Origin of the sequence: Bdellovibrio sp. HCB-110 (assembly GCF_047323225.1) — a bacterium.
Lineage (GTDB): Bacteria > Bdellovibrionota > Bdellovibrionia > Bdellovibrionales > Bdellovibrionaceae > Bdellovibrio.
Genome location: NZ_CP178750.1, coordinates 2,464,242 through 2,479,296 on the forward strand (window position 1 = coordinate 2,464,242; position 15,055 = coordinate 2,479,296).

Here is a 15,055-nt window from a genome sequence, read left to right on the forward strand (position 1 = left end):
TCAAAGCCTAAGGTCGAACTTTCTCAAGATGAGACATGTTTTACGTTATATTTATGTCACCTAGCGAACCTACTCGAGAATTTCCACTGTATCCGATTTTTTTATGATTCCTGTATTCTCGGGAATCCACAGAGTTCCAAAGAAAACATCTTTCCCGTCGCGACGATAAGTCGCCAAAGTTTTCAGAGGTTCAGGACCGAAAGGCTCTCCTGTTTTTTGATCGATCGTGATGATCGTACAGCGCGAGCATTTTTTTGGTTGAGAGAAAACAACCTCACCAATGCGAATGCGTTTCCACTGCTCTTCTTCGTAAGGCGTGTTTCCAGAAAAAACAATATTCGCACGGAAACGATCTATGCTTACCGGAGTCGCAAGGCGTGAATTTAACTCTTCCAAACTTTTTAGATTTACAAGCTGCAAAGGGCGGCCATCGGCGAAACGCACTTCCGGCTTCCAATCCATAGATAAAGAACGCACACGTCTTTGAGAATACGGAGCGTAACGCACCAATCGGCAATTCACTCCCAGATATTGTGACAACGCTTGTGAATAAAGATCAGGCTCCAAGGCCGCTTCAAAACTGTCGTTCCAAACTTGAACTTTTACTTTTCTTTGAAAAGAATTATTTTTAGAAATCTTGAAGAACATTTTCTGAAAGCCGATCGTCAAAGCGGCTTCTTCATGAAAAACTTCAACAGTGGCAAGCTTCGGCAAAGTTCTTTGGGAAATAAATTTTCCTGTTTCGTCCACCAACATCCACTGACGATCCCCTTCGGGTCCTTCGATTGTGATCTTCATCTCTTTAAGACTTTGGGAACGGGCTGACTTGATTGGATAAATATAAAGCTCTTCAATTTTCATATTCTTGATGCTTTCTTTTTGTCCGCATGAAGGCAAGAGATAACTCATTCTGCCGAAGGGGTTGCGTCCAAAAATATTCCGCATCGTCCACCGATCTAAGGTCGTAAACTGGTTTTACTTTAAATGTGAATATCTTTATCGTTAAACAATGACAATACACAATTTAGAGTTCACCGAAAGAATGGCGGGGCACATCGTCCCGAAAACCTTCACTTTAGATCCCGCACACCCTCTCTCTAGAAATGCCTTTAAAGATGCGGAAGTCAGTCCCGAGCATCTCCCGTATGAATTCACTCTGACAATTGCCGTCTCTGACCTTGAGTGCTTTATTCAAGATCCCCAATTGCAGGCTACGGCTTTTGGTAAAATTTCGGCCTTTGCTGGAAAAAATCTGACCATCGAAAAAGGCAGTTTCAATCTCTTCAAACGTCCCTCTGCCAGTCCGGATCTGAACACTGCCAAAGAGATGCACTACCTGCTTTATCTCAAAGACACCGAAGGGAATCCTTGGACATTCTTTGGTTTTAAAGAAGTTCTTAAAGAAGATGGTTTTGAAACTTGGGATCAGACGACGACTCTTTACTTTTATTTGTGGCAAGGACACTCCTCCTTGGAGGACAGAACGACAAAGAACGTTCACGGCCTGGGAGTTTTGCACATCTCTGTCAGTGATTTCATCAAGCAGCTTGGAACTTTTAAAACAAGTGCTGATGACACCTTAGAAGAGCAAGCTCTGATCGCAAAATTCATGAGCGCCTTTGCTTCTAACTTATGGCAGGCTTATGCTCCGTTTGTCTTTACAACAACCTCTTATCGCTGGAACGAACATCTCTTCCCTATGCACACCACTCAAGGCGTCGCCTTAGGGGAAAAAACTTTACACCCTCTCGATACTCAAGATGGCCTGACCATTTCCGTCCAGAGATTCAAAGTAAAGGAAACTAAAAAAGTCATTCTTCTTTTACACGGACTTACGACGTCTACAGATATGTACATCATGCCTGAGCACCAAAATCTGGTGAACTACTTGCATGCACAGGGTTACACGGATGTCTGGTCATTGGATTGGCGTGGCAGTGGACGTTTCACTTACAACTTGATTCCTCATCGCTACACCATTGACGACATTGCAAAGAACGACATTCCTCGCGCCATCGAGTTTATCCGTCAACAATGCGGTAAAGATGTTGAAATCAACGTGATCTGCCACTGCGTGGGGTCTTTGGCCTTTATGGCTTCCCTGGCGGCAGGATATGTCAGTGGAATTAAGAGTGTCGTTTCAAACAGCGTCTCTTTAACTCCGAAAGTGCGTTGGCAAGGTTTTTTAAAACTTTTGGTTGGCCCTACTATCTTTGAACATCTTTTTGGCTATGCTTACATCAGTCCACGCATGCCTTACTTTCCAGGGCCCGGCTTTGGAAAATGGATTTACTGGATGGAAAGATTCTTGCGTCACGAATGTAAAGAACCAGCATGCCATCTTGTCAGCTTTATGTGGGGCTGGGGATTTCCTGCAGCCTACAACCATCGCAACATGCACCCCACGACTCATCGTCGTCTGGTGGATCTGTTTGGTGGAACAAGTTTTCACTACTATCGCCATATTCGCAAAATGCTTTTTGCAAAGGCCTCTGTGTCTTATGAATCAAAAGGTCGTGTGAACTATCTCGAAGAAATGAAAAAGAAAAAGGACATACCACCGATTCTTTTAATGAGCGGTTCTGATAACAACATCTTCCCCGGTTCCAACAAAGAAACTTATGAGCACTTGCGCCAGAGTTCTTCGCGAGTGGAATACTTGGAACTTCCTCAGTACGGCCATCAAGATGTCTTTATGGGCCAGTACTGCCATATCGAAGTCTTCCCCAAAATTTTGGCCTTCTTAAAAAAGCAGGAGGCTTAGAATGCAGATAGATTTTCATCTCGGTGCCACGTATGTATTGGCGCGAATGAGTGGTTTTTCTCCTTTTGAGGCCAACACCATCGCCAGCGCCTCTCAATATGTCGATGATGCCGTCCACGAAGGCACCATTCTTTTTTCAAACCGCTCGGTCTATCAATTTACAGCCAGCGCTCACCGCATGCTCGATTATCGAAACTTTAAAGAGCTGGCCAATCATCACGCTTGGATTCCGTTTCATTTTATCCCAGGTAACGAAGTGCGCGAATCCGAAATAGACCCCTTAGTACAAAAACTTATCTGCCGTCCCAATAGCTTGATCGCTCAAGAAATCACGCGCAACTGCATGCAAAACTTCCACCGTCCTTACGGATATCATCTTTTGGGTGTGACCACGCACACTTACATCGACACCTGGGCCCATCAAGGTTTCTCGGGTATCACTCACGAGATGAATAAGGTCTATGATATTTACGATGATGAAGGTGCTATTGACACTGAAATGCTCGACTACCGCGACCAATACTTCCGCAAAGGAAAGCACCGTCCGTGGTGGAGATATCTTTCGGACTGGATTGTTTCTTACTTTGTCAGCGAAGCCAATCCGATTGGTCACGGAAGTGTTCTTAGTTACCCCGACCTTCCTTACCTGAAGTGGAGTTACCGCAACTGGAAAGGTGACATCGTCGAACGCAATAATCCCAAGGATTATTTGGAAGCTGTCAATCATGTCCTGGCTTTCTATAAAAGCGTACGGGAGTTTCATAAGCTCACAACCCTTAAGATTCAGGATCGTGATCTCGCTAAAATCAAAGAACTCGTTGAGAATGTCGACGATGAAGATTCCGAAGAGCGTCTAAAAAAATGGGAAAATGCCATTCGCTGTGGTGAGTTTTCTTTTGGAGCCGACACTTGGAAGTATTCAATTGAAGGACAAGATTCGTGGCTTAAAGAGGCTTTTGACTACGACACTCAAGATGAGTTCGAATACGAAAACGTCACCTATAAAGAAGCCTTCTTAAAATCAAACTGGAAACTGATGCATGATGCTTTGGCTTACTACCGCTTTAGTGTTTTGCATGAAATTTTACCGAAGTATCAAATCTGCGTAGCTTAAAGGATTTAAAATGATCGTCGACTATGACTATATTGTGATTGGCTCTGGCTTTGGTGGCTCGGTGATGACCTGTCGGCTGGCGGAAAAAGGCTATAAAGTTTTACTATTAGAGCGCGGGCGCCAATGGAAGATGCACGAGTTCCCCCGCCGTCCCCATGAAATTCAACAAAATATGTTCTGGGACCCGGAAGATCAAAAATTTGGTTTGATGGAGTTTTTAGACAATCCCGAAAGTGACGTGATGTCTCTCACCGCCAGCGGCCTTGGCGGAGGAAGTCTTATTTACGCCAATGTCCTCTACCGAATTCCCAGTGAAAATCTAAAAGGCTGGCCTGGCGCTTGGACTCGCGAAAAACTGGATCTTTACTATGATAAAGTGCTGGCGATGATGGAAGCCAAACCTTATCCATTTGAAACCGAAAATTTTTATCATCACACACCGAAAACAGGAACTCTGAAAAGAATTTCTTCAGAACTTCATGTGAGCAATGAAGAAACGGCTCCTCCGCAATTTGTATTACCTCCTTTGGCAGTGCGCTTTGAGGGCAGTTATCCCGGAGAACAAACTAAAAACTCTCATGGTGCCACACAATCCAAGTGCACAAAGTGCGGAGAGTGCGATCTTGGTTGCAACATCCACGCGAAAAACACTTTGGACTTAAACTATCTCTATCGCGCCCAACATGTGCGGGACTCCAAGGCTGAAGTACGCACTCACGCGGAAGTTAAACGCATCGAACATGTCGATGGCTGCTACAAAGTGACTTACGTGATTCCACAGATGCCCGATCATGAACTGGCATTCACCGCTAAGAATGTTGTTCTTTCCGCAGGCTCCGTCGGTTCAACATCTCTGCTTTTAAAAATGAAAAAGGAAGGATATTTACCCAAACTCAATAAATGGCTGGGTAAAAAGTGGTGCGGTAACGGAGATCTTTTGGGAATCGTCCTTGATGCCGAAGAAAACTTAGATCCTACCAACGGCCCGGTTATCACGGGAGCTATTCAATACTCTTTTAAAGAATATCCCGATGGATTCCCTCACAATATGGTGATTGAAGACGCCGGATTCCCTATTGGAATGGCCTGGTATCTTTCTGGCAAGATTCCTCAGTTTCAAGGCTTTGTCGGAACGCTCAAACTTATTTGCAGGAATGTAAAAGACTTTGTCCTTAAAATTTTCGGCATCAAGAACACCCGCAAAGAAATCAACGTCGGCGACAACTTCGCCGCGGCCATCGACAAAGCAGATTTCGTTCGTCGCGCTTTTGTTCTTTTAGGAATGGGCCGAGATCGTTCCGACGGAGAAATTAAATTACGCGAAGACAACCAAGCGATTATCAAATGGCAGTTAGATCGCAGTGAACTTCACTACGATCGTCTGCGAGCAAAGATGAAACAGATCGCTGAAAAAGTGGGAGGAGTCTTCATGGACAATCCCCTGACTCACTTAAACAAAGTGATCGCAGTGCACCCACTTGGTGGCTGCCCCATGGGAAATACTGCGGAAGAAGGATTTGTGGCCCCAAACGGTCAGGTCTTCGGCTATCCGGGATTGTATGTCGTTGATGGAAGTATCATTCCAACATCCATCGGCCCGAATCCTTCCTTAACCATCGCCGCACTGGCGGAACATATTGCGGAACAAATTCCCCATTGCAAAACTACCACAAAAGTTCAGAATGAGGCTCTCACTTAGAGACCTCGTTCTGGCATTTTAAATCAAACAAAATCCTGCTTGCTATTTTTTCGTTAAACTATCTATACTCATTTTGCCAAACGGCTTAAAGGCTTAGTCTGTTGCCAAAACGGACATCGTGGAGCTGATTTTAATCGAAGTCATTCAGCTCAATTCAAGACACATCAAAAATAATTTTTCTCATGCACGAGAATTAAACTCTCGTCGTCGAGAATTTTGTTCCTGAATCAAGAAAGTTTATCAAAACTGATCTTGGTTTGGTCGAAAGGTCTTTTATGAGCTTCACAAAGAGCTTGCGCCGTATCTTGGATGATCGGAAACTCACCGTCGCACAAATATCCCGATTGTCGGGCGTGCCGGCAAAAACGATCTACCATTGGTTGTCCGGACAACAACCTCACAAGATTGATCATCTGTTTCGCCTTTGCGACGCTTTGAATATTTCTATTGAAGAACTCTATGGGCGACAAAAGAAACACTCCGCGAAAATTCCAATCGCCAAAGATCAATTGATTCAGGAGCTTCACGCCGGCGCCTACGAGGTGATCCTTCGCCCCTTAAAAAGAAATGAGGAATCGTGATGAGTGTGACAAAACTTTCCCTCACTGCCATCCTGGTCGTTGTTTTCTTATTAACACTCGCTGAACTAAACTCAGAAAACCATTTTCTAAGAAATGAATTTTTAGAACGAGCGCACTTTAAAAGAGACCTCAATGATTTTCTAACCCACATACAAGAACAATTAGAAATCCCGCAATTCTGTCGACAACTTCTTCGTGCTCCTTCGGGTGATTTGCCTTTTTATAATGGACGAGATCAAAGAGCGAACGAAGATCCGCGTTTTCAAATACGGAAAAACTTTCCCATCGAATCACACGATCTCAAAATTAAAAAAATATGGCTAGATACTGAGTCCAAACAAAACAAAGTGCAAAAAAGCGATGGCATTACCTACACCGTCCACCGCACCCGTTTGGTTTTAGAAATCACTTCACTGCGTAAAGAGACGTCATTTAAAGAAATTGCGACCATTCCACTGACCGTGACAACCGGGCCTCGCGATTCTTACGAAATTCAAGACTGCGCCTCTGTAAGTTCCTATTAAGCAGGCTTTTTTATTAACTCTGAAGTGCCGGCAACTAAAACGCCGGCAATGTTTTCTCCTGAAAAAACCGGCACAGCCATTTGCACTGTATGATGAGCTCCAAATCCCTGCCCCATGTTTTCACGGACTCTATAGCTACGGTCTTTGCTCAACTCTTTACCTAAAAGGGCCTGGGCCATCAAAGCTTTGAACTTCTGGTATCCATCATCTTCAAAGCGCCATAAAGTTTTCAGATCGTAGTAACAAAGATCCAAGGAATTGTAAGAGGTGATCTTCTTCATTGTTTCGTTGTAGTAGACTAAATCACCATTGGCATTCCATAGACGAATCAACTGTCCGTCATTCAGCAAACGGAGAGCCGTATTATCAACGTGTAAATCTCTTTGAATTAAAAGCGATTGAAGCGCCTTCGAGTCCGACATACATTCCCCCACGAGCATATGATTAGGATATCGAAGACCGTTTTGAATTTCCATTTCCGTTAAAAATCTTGTTATATTCGTTTCAAAAATAGAAAGGCCACGGTATCACCATGGCCTCTTAAGTTGATAATATGAGACAATTATTACTTCTTGTTCTTTTCGCGACGTTTTTCGATTTGTTCGTCATCAAGAAGAGAAAGATCTTCCTTTATTTGAAATTCTGCCCCCACATAGTCAGCTTTCTTTTCCTGGAAGGCTTCCATCGCAACACCAATCCCCGCCGCTTTATACAAGTTCTCTGGTGTTGTTACGTTGGGTCCTACGCCGGGCTCTTTCACAATCACAATTTCAAACGTGTCGGATTCCTTATCGTAATAAGAAATTTCAATTTGGGTGTCTTTGCGAATGCTTAAAGCCGCCAACTCTTCAGAAGTAGGCTCGCGCGCTGGAACTGGAGCTGGCTTTGCGGATTTTTTTTCTGCCGCAAAACTATTTAAGGAAAACATCATTGTTAGAATAATTAAAAAACGCATTTCATTGCTCCTTAAAGTTATTTTGCCGTCTTATAGTTACGTTTTTTTACACCGCCACCATTGGAAGAAGCCGGCGCTGAATACGTGATTCTTTCACCACGAGCTTCTTGAGCCGCATTCACTGCCATCGGTTCCGGTTTGCACTCTGCTCTTTGACCGGAAGGATCGCTACAGTTTCCATCGGAGGTGTCGCCAAAGTAATTGTAAACTAGGGATCCGATTCCAAGAAGACGTTTGATCTGCATCAAATCTCCGAAAGGAACACCAGTGCAGCCCCAAGTGTTCGAAGTACCAGCTGGTTGTTTACCGTGAATAACGATCCCGCGCGCCGCCAAACTGTCTTGTCCAGAAAGACCTGCCAACCCCAAGGAGTTCGAATCATTGTAACGAGCTCCGTTGTGACGAGCGGTAATATGAAATCCCGGTGGAGTTTTATGGGAGTTGTCGCTGCTGCAAGCCTCAAGCTTCCCGTTCTTCGCACTTCCCGCTCCGACACCCCAACTGATTGGCACTGATTTTACACAGCCACCCGTTTGATCAAAGATGTACATCGAAGGTCGCCCATCACCAGAGTAGTCGTTGATAGCAACGTATTTTCCCACCGCCAGCTTAGCTGTAGGACAAGAATCAGCAAAACTTCTCGCTTTCGCGTAGGCTGACTTCACATGACTCGGAACACTCCCGCAACTTCCACCGCTAGCGCTGTATGAAGCAGGACTGTAGCCGCCGCCGGAAGAATAACTACTTCCTGAGGAGTCATTGCTATCAATCACTTTGTTAGGTCGCCCAAAGAGGGCTGCGGAATGGGCATTAGAAACGAAAAGAACGATCAAAATAAAAATGATTTTTCTCATAGTCTCACTATTGTATGAGGCGCCTCAGATTAGCAAAAGTCCAAAATACAAAAGGGTCTCGAAACGAGACCCTTTTAAGCTCCATCAGGTTCCGGAGCCTTATAATGTTCATCAAGTGAACTTTATGCGATTACCATCCAAGAACGTAACCGAAGATCAATGGCGCACAGATCGTGGCATCAGATTCAACGATGTAGCTTGGTGTTGTTGGAGCCAATTTACCCCAAGTGATTTTTTCGTTCGGGATCGCACCAGAGTAAGATCCGTAAGACGTTGTCGAGTCAGAGATTTGGCAGAAGTAGCTCCAAAGAGGAACATCATCATGACCCAAGTCCTGCTCAAGCATTGGAACCACACAAATTGGGAAGTCACCAGCAATACCGCCGCCGATTTGGAAGAAACCCACTGGATTCTTCGTCGCAGTAGCCATGTACCACTCTGCCCACGTTTTCATGTACTCAATACCACCCTTAACAGTTGTGGATTTCTTGATGTCGCCTTTAATGCAGTGACCAGCAAAGATGTTACCCAAAGTCGAGTCTTCCCAACCCGGAACAACCATTGGAAGATTCTTTTCAGCCGCCGCCAACAACCAAGAATTTTTTGGATCGATTTGGTAGTACTGTTGAAGCTTTCCAGAAAGAAGAATTTTGTACATGAATTCATGCGGGAAGTAAGACTCGCCTTTTTTATCGGCCTCTTGCCAGTATTCAAGAACGACGTTCTCGATACGGCGGATGGCTTCTTCTTCAGGAATGCACGTGTCAGTCACGCGATTCAAATGTCTTTCCAAAAGTTTTTGCTCATCTTGCGGAGTCAAATCACGGTAGTTTGGAATACGCTCGTAGTGATTGTGAGCAACAAGGTTGAATACGTCCTCTTCAAGGTTCGCACCTGTGCAAGAGATCGCATGAACTTTTCCTTGGCGGATCATCTCTGCCAAAGAAAGACCCAACTCAGCCGTCGACATTGCACCGGCAAGAGTCACAAGCATTTTACCGTTGTTAGCGATATGAGTTTTGTATCCTTTAGCCGCGTCTTTCAAAGCCGCAGAGTTAAAGTGACGATAGTGATGATCAATAAACTGAGTAATAGGTCCCATCATTGCTCCTTGTAGTTTTAATAATAGCTGAAAATCTTCAAGCAGCTTGGGAGCTTAAAAATTTCTAGATATCATCAAAGGCCCCGAAGGTAGCACTTTTATCCTAAAACTCAAGAAGAGAATGGCTTTTGCCCGACAACGGCCTTGGCAAGAAAGCCAAGATCCTTCTTAATCTTCTCGAAACCCCGGTAGCTCAGAAGTCCTTCCATTGGATTCATCGTATAGTTCTTATAAAAAGGCTCGTGAAAATCCACGGGGAATTGCTCTAGAGCCCAATCAAACTCTTTGGTGTCCTCTTTTTGCACGGAGTCAACCAGCCCCACAAGGCCGCCCTCTTTCAAAACGCGAAAAGATTCGCTCACGGCTTGACGACGGATCTCCAAAGGCAGTTCATGAAAAAGAAAGCAAGAATAAACCAAATCAAACTTGTTATCTTGAAAAGGCAGATCCTCTGCCGCTCCTTGCACAAAATTCAGGCGACCAAACTCATGCAAATTGTCTTGGGCTTTTTTGAGGTACGGATAACTGAGATCCAAAATGGTGATCTTGGCCTTCGGAAACGCCAGCTTCATAAAACGCGTGAGCCTCCCCGTTCCTGCCGCCACCTCCAAGAAATGCAACCCTTCCCCATCACCAGAATAGGTTTCTTTAACCAGAGGAATAATCAGGCGTCTCATCGCATCGGCCGCACCAGAGAATAAAATTTCGACCTGATGCTCATAAAGATCCGCCGACTTCTTCGTAAGATAACCGCCTGTTTGAAAATGAAAGTTACGCTGGTAATATTCGGGAAGTTCCTTTAAAAATTCTTGGGCTTCACCGTTAAAATCTTGCTGATTTTTTGCCTGGCGACGCTTCGAGATTTGAAAGCCATCCATAATAATTCGGGGATAGCGTCTAAAGTGTTCGGTCACTTTTTCGGGCTTTAAGACTTCGATGGGATAAATTCCCTGGGCTATATTTTCGCTGTCTTTTTTTAAGAGACGAAACAGCTCCGCGTAGGTTCTTCTTAGCTTCTGGAACTCTACGGAAGGTCTTTTTTCTTTACCATGGTGGAAAAACTGAAAGATAGGAGCCGGAAACTGCTGAGCGGCAAAGTGCGCCGAGCGCGCTAGCAAATACCCCAAAGTTATTTTATCCTGATAAGGAATTTTGAGTTTCATATGAAAACCTTCCTTCCCTAAGAATACCGCCAAGATTTTTTCAAGACAAGGCTGCTACGCGCTAGTCTTTGTTGCCTTGTTAGCTAGCTTTTTTTGACGATACCAGTGAACAAAAGTGGCGCCTAACATCGTAAAGCCCGCAAGAATAATCAAGGCAACCAGTATGAACCAAGCAAGAACGATCACGGTTTCACCTCAGGAGATTTCATAGACGCATAGATTTCATTCACGATATGGGAAGCCATTGCCAAACCAAAAGCTCCTGTAACGAAACTTGCGGTTCCCCAAATCACATTGCGGCTGTCACAACCATGAAGATTGTTTTTTGAACCTTGAGGGCACACGCATTTAAAGCCTTGGCCATTGTCATACTTCAACTCTGGTGGCTGAATAGGAATTTCATCCGAGAATACGCAAGGAATACCGAACTTCTTTTCTGGGAAGTTGTATTTTTGACGTAGGATTTTACGCATCTGATGAGACAAAGGATCGACATACGTGTCAGCCAAATCCACTAGCTTAATACGAAGTGGATCCATTTTCGCAGCCGAACCGCCAGAGGTAATAACTTTGATCTCTCGTTCGCGGCAAGTCGCTAACAAGTGCGCTTTTGCCGTTAAGTTATCAATAGCATCAACTATGTAGTCAGGCTTATACGCCAACATCATTTCAGAATTTTCTTCGTTATAGAATTCCGCGATCACGTTCACAGTGGCTTGAGGATTGATCTTACGAAGGCGCTCCGCCATGATTTCGGCTTTCTTTTTTCCTACCAAACCTTGCAAAGCATGTAACTGACGATTGGCATTTGTGATGCAAATCTCATCGTAATCAACAACAGTGATTTTCCCAACACCTGAACGCGCCAAAGATTCCGCAGCCCACGAACCAACACCACCCAAACCAATCACCATCACATGGGTGTTGAAGAGCTTCTTCATCACGTCGTCACCGACCAGGCGACCCATACGGTCAAAACGACGGTGCAAAACGTATTCAGTTTCAGGTGGTTGAGGAAGGTTATTTTCTTGGTTCATTTCCATGTGCGAAGAGTCTCCGAAAGTTTTCCGTAGTGATATCTAATATTTCCAGAGGATCAAGTGATTTTAGCTCCCCTATAGTTCTTGCCACCTCCCAGATGCTTTCTGGGGGATTTAATTGGCCTTTAAACGCAGGAGGTCCTTGATCCGGGCTGTCACTTTCGATCAATAAAAACTCCAAAGGCATTTCTTTCACGGCCTGATGGAGCTTTTGGTTGTCGGGGCGACACACCGGCCCGCCGACGGAAAGGTAGAGACCTCTTTGGATGAAATCCCGTGCTTTCGCCGAACTGCCGTTGAAAGAATGCACCAGGCCTTTTTGTTTTGGAATTCCCCATAAGTCCATAATTCGCAGACTTTCTTCGTGAGCCTGCACTAAGTGAAGAACCATCGGTTTTTGGGAAATATGAGCGAGCTCAATCTGCTGTTCAAACACGGTCATTTGACGCTCACGAGAGTCTTTCATGATATGAGGGCGCAGATCCAAACCCATTTCGCCGATTCCTTGGGCATCGACAATTTGCGACGCCAATAAATCCAAGGCCTCTTCGCACTGCTCCTCATCGTGATCCGCCACCCAATAAGGATGCAGACCAAAACACAAACCGATGTGTTCGGGATGTTTCGCTTTGAGTTCTCGCTGCTTTTGCCAGTCCTCCGGGCCCACTCCTCCTTGCATGAAAAAGTGAATCCCTTTAGCCCGGGCTTCCAAGATAATACGATCCTGCTGGCCCTCCCATCGAGGGTCCACAAGGTGTCCATGAGCATCAATCCAAAAGCCAAATCCAACCATAGGTCTAGGTTATATCCTGATTTCCCGGACTCGAACAAGGTTCAAGTTCCGCCGATATGTTTCAAGTGAAGGAGTATGTATGAAGCACAAAAGCTTACGCTTGGGTTTTGATGTTAGCATGGAAAAAGGCGCGACTTGGAAGCCTTTAAAAGTTCAGTTCTGGAATCAGGAAGACAATTATTCAAAGTTTAAACCATCTGCGCCATTTAAATACATGGGTGACGCCTTGGTGGGTTTGTCTTTAGTCAAACTGAATCATTACATTAAAAGTCCCGTAGCGACTCCTCACTTGGATTACTCTTTCGCATTTGATGCGTGGAAAGCACTAGATCCACATATTGAACTTTATGAGCGTTCACAACCTCGCGTGCGTGCATTGCAATCACACCTGGCTGTGGTGAATCCGGATCTTTGCGCGGAGTTTGAAAATCATTTCAATGAACACTTTGAAATGGCTTTGAAACCTTGGGGTGTCGACCTCACAGCTTTGTGGCCTCTTTTGGATTCTTTCCAATGGTTTGAAAACAAAATTGGCGCTCCTTTGCTTTACAACTTCGGGTTGAACTTCTCTAAACCGTTCACTGAAAAACTTCACTCTCTTTACTCTTTCCTTTATCACTTGCGCAGCATCGTGGCAGTGGATCACAACGCTCACACGGAAGATCCTTCCCATGAAGGTGTGAAAGTCGATGCCATCACGGACTACTTGCCTCGTGCGGAGTATGTGGTGAACGACGCCCTTCTTTATTGGAATTTCAAAAAGTTCTCTCAACCGTTTGCGGGTCCTAAAACTCCCGACAGCCGCGTTGAAAAACTTTTGGTGAATCCTATGGAAAAAGCCTTCCAAAAGTATTCTCACAACGCTTGCTGCCTGGTTGATAACTTGCCAAAAGACTTTATCAGCTCAATGAACCCTGTGGAGTTGGAAGAGGCGTTCTATTTAGTCCAAATGGATTGGCTCCTGGGCTCACCTGCTGGTTTGCTTTTCAAAATCCGTGAAGAGATCTTTGCTTTGCAAAGTGGTTACGAGAAAATCTTCTGGAAAGATGTAGAACCGCAATTCCACGCAAAACCAGTAAGCCTTCACCTTTGTTGTGAACTTACGGACGAAACTGTTTTCGGTAAGAAATCCGCTTAATCGGCGGACGCCGACAGAGCGGAGGGCCAACAGCCCGAAGCTGAAGCAGCATCAGAAAATAAATTTAAAAAAAAGGAGTCAGCAAATGACTCCTTTTTCATTCCTTTTCTCCTGCCGAGCTTTCGGCAGCCGCTAATTCCTCGGCAGCTCATGCTGCCGGGATCTCGGCAAGAGTCTCTTCAAAGCGCATATCTTCGTTTAGAGCGCTCACAACCCCTGGCACATCGGATGCAATTCTCCTTCAGCAAGAAACTTAAACAAACCCGCAAAACGCGGATAAGGAGAAATTATGAAAATCGCAACTAAAACCCTGGCAATGTTACTTCTTGGTGTCATGAGCTTCAGCACTTTGAAAGCCCATGCCGATATTCTTCCGATTCCTACTTACAATCTCACGAACAGATCTGTGTGGATTACGATCTACACTTTCGGTCAACAAACCGACTGGGGCTGTCTTCCTGCTTACAGTCAGCGTGGTTGGTGGAGTGGCAACTATGTCCCTGCGGTTCCCTACACTGTTCGCGGTGAAGTCAAAGAAAACGCCGACTGCAGTGGCGCAACAATCAAAGACACAGGAACTCTGGTTCAACTTCCAACTGTGGCATGGATAGACGCTCAAGGAAACTGGCACACAACTCCACTTCCTCCAACAATGTCGACGAATTCGCAAATCACGGATTCGGTTCCACAAGGACAGTACCAGGACGATGCTAACTAAAGCCCGTCCCCACATCAGGTAAAGAGCTTTATAAAAAAATGGCCGATCACGGCCATTTTTTTATAAACATTTGCGGCCAGCCCCATGCCCACGATGTAGGTTTATAGCTTTTGTATACACTAAATCCCAATTCGAATGTGATTTAGTACTGACTGAATTACTTCTTATTCAGTCAATCCTCTATATTTCAATAAAAACTTAATAAGATCTTCGAGAGGCATATTCGACAATTCATCTGAGTTCACAGACACCCCTAAGCGTGGAATGTATCTGACAATTTCGTTCCTTAGCAATTCTTTATTACTCTCACCAACTGGAACTAACTTTACCGCATTTCCCGAAAAATTAAATCCTCTCAATACATTTCCATTTTCGTCATATGCTCTAAAATTATTTCTAGTTTCCAAAATCCAGGGTTCAAGATATCTTTCTGCCTTCTCCTGAGATTCAAATACATCCAAATCATCGCTGATCGTAACTATCAAATTCCTCGGGGCCATTTTCGTTACCTAGAAACATATAATGCGATTGTTCCAGCCATAGTCACTAGTACAAAAATTCTTAAATCACGAACAAAGCGAGCGTTAGCTTTCTTAATTTTTTCATATCG

16 protein-coding genes are annotated in these 15,055 nt (G+C 44.6%); 7 read left to right on the forward strand and 9 right to left on the reverse strand.

Annotated elements, in window-relative coordinates; genetic code table 11:
* Positions 1 to 69: 69 nt before the first annotated feature.
* The gene (locus ACL934_RS11845) at positions 70 to 945 is read right to left on the reverse strand and encodes an MOSC domain-containing protein (RefSeq protein WP_413612273.1); all 876 of its coding nucleotides are present in this window, start codon (positions 943 to 945) and stop codon (positions 70 to 72) included.
* Between the two features lie 64 nt (positions 946 to 1,009).
* On the opposite strand from ACL934_RS11845, the gene ACL934_RS11850 reads away from it, so the two are divergent.
* The 5 genes from ACL934_RS11850 to ACL934_RS11870 all read left to right on the forward strand — a co-directional run bounded on the left by ACL934_RS11850 (position 1,010) and on the right by ACL934_RS11870 (position 6,682).
* A complete protein-coding gene (locus tag ACL934_RS11850) occupies positions 1,010 to 2,764 on the forward strand; it encodes an alpha/beta fold hydrolase (protein ID WP_374073703.1) in 1,755 nt (584 codons plus the stop codon).
* Position 2,765: 1 nt separating this feature from the next.
* Positions 2,766 to 3,878, forward strand: coding sequence for a DUF6765 family protein (locus ACL934_RS11855; RefSeq protein WP_374073705.1), 1,113 nt, complete (start codon positions 2,766 to 2,768; stop codon positions 3,876 to 3,878).
* Between the two features lie 10 nt (positions 3,879 to 3,888).
* Complete coding sequence (locus ACL934_RS11860; protein ID WP_374073707.1) at positions 3,889 to 5,577, forward strand: GMC oxidoreductase; 1,689 nt, start codon at positions 3,889 to 3,891, stop codon at positions 5,575 to 5,577.
* A gap of 275 nt (positions 5,578 to 5,852) precedes the next feature.
* Complete coding sequence (locus ACL934_RS11865) at positions 5,853 to 6,158, forward strand: helix-turn-helix domain-containing protein (protein WP_374073709.1); 306 nt, start codon at positions 5,853 to 5,855, stop codon at positions 6,156 to 6,158.
* Complete coding sequence (locus ACL934_RS11870) at positions 6,158 to 6,682, forward strand: hypothetical protein (protein ID WP_374073711.1); 525 nt, start codon at positions 6,158 to 6,160, stop codon at positions 6,680 to 6,682. The genes ACL934_RS11865 and ACL934_RS11870 overlap by 1 nt, the downstream gene beginning before the upstream one ends.
* On the opposite strand, the gene ACL934_RS11875 is transcribed toward ACL934_RS11870, so the two are convergent.
* The 7 genes from ACL934_RS11875 to ACL934_RS11905 all read right to left on the reverse strand — a co-directional run bounded on the left by ACL934_RS11875 (position 6,679) and on the right by ACL934_RS11905 (position 12,589).
* Positions 6,679 to 7,104, reverse strand: coding sequence for a PAS domain-containing protein (locus tag ACL934_RS11875; RefSeq protein ID WP_374073713.1), 426 nt, complete (start codon positions 7,102 to 7,104; stop codon positions 6,679 to 6,681). The two genes, ACL934_RS11870 and ACL934_RS11875, sit on opposite strands and share 4 nt — an antisense overlap.
* A 143-nt stretch (positions 7,105 to 7,247) precedes the next feature.
* Positions 7,248 to 7,637 (reverse strand): hypothetical protein, encoded by a 390-nt coding sequence (locus ACL934_RS11880; protein WP_374073714.1) that lies wholly within the window; start codon positions 7,635 to 7,637, stop codon positions 7,248 to 7,250.
* Positions 7,638 to 7,654: 17 nt separating this feature from the next.
* Positions 7,655 to 8,491 (reverse strand): hypothetical protein, encoded by an 837-nt coding sequence (locus ACL934_RS11885; RefSeq protein WP_374073716.1) that lies wholly within the window; start codon positions 8,489 to 8,491, stop codon positions 7,655 to 7,657.
* A 130-nt stretch (positions 8,492 to 8,621) separates the two neighbouring features.
* Entirely contained in the window at positions 8,622 to 9,593 is a 972-nt protein-coding gene (locus tag ACL934_RS11890; protein WP_374080473.1) for a deoxyhypusine synthase family protein, read from the reverse strand.
* A 110-nt stretch (positions 9,594 to 9,703) separates the two neighbouring features.
* A complete protein-coding gene (locus tag ACL934_RS11895; protein WP_374073719.1) occupies positions 9,704 to 10,756 on the reverse strand; it encodes a class I SAM-dependent methyltransferase in 1,053 nt (350 codons plus the stop codon).
* A 182-nt stretch (positions 10,757 to 10,938) separates the two neighbouring features.
* Positions 10,939 to 11,799, reverse strand: a complete 861-nt coding sequence (locus tag ACL934_RS11900) for a ThiF family adenylyltransferase (RefSeq protein WP_374073722.1) — start codon at positions 11,797 to 11,799, stop codon at positions 10,939 to 10,941.
* Positions 11,777 to 12,589, reverse strand: a complete 813-nt coding sequence (locus ACL934_RS11905; protein ID WP_374073724.1) for a TatD family hydrolase — start codon at positions 12,587 to 12,589, stop codon at positions 11,777 to 11,779. Before ACL934_RS11905 ends, ACL934_RS11900 begins: the two co-directional genes overlap by 23 nt.
* A gap of 79 nt (positions 12,590 to 12,668) precedes the next feature.
* Here ACL934_RS11905 and ACL934_RS11910 point away from each other — a divergent pair, with 79 nt between their 5' ends.
* On the forward strand, positions 12,669 to 13,727 hold the full coding sequence (locus tag ACL934_RS11910) for a hypothetical protein (RefSeq protein WP_374073726.1): 1,059 nt from the start codon (positions 12,669 to 12,671) through the stop codon (positions 13,725 to 13,727).
* Positions 13,728 to 14,016: 289 nt separating this feature from the next.
* On the forward strand, positions 14,017 to 14,445 hold the full coding sequence (locus ACL934_RS11915) for a hypothetical protein (protein WP_374073728.1): 429 nt from the start codon (positions 14,017 to 14,019) through the stop codon (positions 14,443 to 14,445).
* Positions 14,446 to 14,609: 164 nt separating this feature from the next.
* Here ACL934_RS11915 and ACL934_RS11920 read toward each other — a convergent pair whose 3' ends face one another.
* Positions 14,610 to 14,930, reverse strand: coding sequence for a hypothetical protein (locus tag ACL934_RS11920; RefSeq protein WP_413612274.1), 321 nt, complete (start codon positions 14,928 to 14,930; stop codon positions 14,610 to 14,612).
* Between the last annotated feature and the right edge of the window lie 125 nt (positions 14,931 to 15,055).

What these genes read in the sequence shown, in the direction of transcription:
- ACL934_RS11890 (WP_374080473.1), bottom strand. Translation starts at nt 9,593, where the DNA reads ATGGGACCTATTACTCAGTTTATTGATCATCACTATCGTCACTTTAAC.
- ACL934_RS11870 (WP_374073711.1), top strand. Translation starts at nt 6,158, where the DNA reads ATGAGTGTGACAAAACTTTCCCTCACTGCCATCCTGGTCGTTGTTTTC.
- ACL934_RS11860 (WP_374073707.1), top strand. Translation starts at nt 3,889, where the DNA reads ATGATCGTCGACTATGACTATATTGTGATTGGCTCTGGCTTTGGTGGC.
- ACL934_RS11880 (WP_374073714.1), bottom strand. Translation starts at nt 7,637, where the DNA reads ATGCGTTTTTTAATTATTCTAACAATGATGTTTTCCTTAAATAGTTTT.
- ACL934_RS11905 (WP_374073724.1), bottom strand. Translation starts at nt 12,589, where the DNA reads ATGGTTGGATTTGGCTTTTGGATTGATGCTCATGGACACCTTGTGGAC.
- ACL934_RS11855 (WP_374073705.1), top strand. Translation starts at nt 2,766, where the DNA reads ATGCAGATAGATTTTCATCTCGGTGCCACGTATGTATTGGCGCGAATG.
- ACL934_RS11910 (WP_374073726.1), top strand. Translation starts at nt 12,669, where the DNA reads ATGAAGCACAAAAGCTTACGCTTGGGTTTTGATGTTAGCATGGAAAAA.
- ACL934_RS11865 (WP_374073709.1), top strand. Translation starts at nt 5,853, where the DNA reads ATGAGCTTCACAAAGAGCTTGCGCCGTATCTTGGATGATCGGAAACTC.
- ACL934_RS11915 (WP_374073728.1), top strand. Translation starts at nt 14,017, where the DNA reads ATGAAAATCGCAACTAAAACCCTGGCAATGTTACTTCTTGGTGTCATG.
- ACL934_RS11875 (WP_374073713.1), bottom strand. Translation starts at nt 7,104, where the DNA reads ATGTCGGACTCGAAGGCGCTTCAATCGCTTTTAATTCAAAGAGATTTA.
- ACL934_RS11850 (WP_374073703.1), top strand. Translation starts at nt 1,010, where the DNA reads ATGACAATACACAATTTAGAGTTCACCGAAAGAATGGCGGGGCACATC.
- ACL934_RS11885 (WP_374073716.1), bottom strand. Translation starts at nt 8,491, where the DNA reads ATGAGAAAAATCATTTTTATTTTGATCGTTCTTTTCGTTTCTAATGCC.
- ACL934_RS11900 (WP_374073722.1), bottom strand. Translation starts at nt 11,799, where the DNA reads ATGGAAATGAACCAAGAAAATAACCTTCCTCAACCACCTGAAACTGAA.
- ACL934_RS11895 (WP_374073719.1), bottom strand. Translation starts at nt 10,756, where the DNA reads ATGAAACTCAAAATTCCTTATCAGGATAAAATAACTTTGGGGTATTTG.
- ACL934_RS11845 (WP_413612273.1), bottom strand. Translation starts at nt 945, where the DNA reads ATGCGGAATATTTTTGGACGCAACCCCTTCGGCAGAATGAGTTATCTC.